The organism is Vibrio sp. 10N.286.48.F5 (assembly GCF_041469785.1).
In the GTDB taxonomy this organism is placed as follows: Bacteria; Pseudomonadota; Gammaproteobacteria; order Enterobacterales; family Vibrionaceae; genus Vibrio; species Vibrio crassostreae_C.
On the sequence record NZ_JBFRLG010000063.1, the window covers coordinates 2,793 to 3,044 of the forward strand.

At 49.6% G+C, this 252-nt stretch carries 1 protein-coding gene; it reads right to left on the reverse strand.

What is annotated here, in order from left to right:
• Positions 1 to 252: VCBS domain-containing protein (locus AB4185_RS21705; protein WP_372135925.1), on the reverse strand; the 252-nt coding region annotated here is incomplete at both ends.

Sequence of the window (252 nt, forward strand, 5' to 3'; positions counted from 1 at the left end):
TTTATCGCCGACGTTCAATTGATTAAACGCACTGTTGGCGGTGAATGTCCATTGGCCATTAGCACCAATGGTGAGGTTGCCGTTGGTGCCAGTAATCGAATCCGGTGTGAATGCGTTATCTGGATTATCCACGTCGGTACTGGTGAGAGCTCCTGATGTCGTTACCGCTTTGTCAGTTTCATCGATAGCGACGGTCGCACTGCTGACAGTAGCGGTGTCGTTAGTACCGTTGATTGTCACCTTGATAGTGGA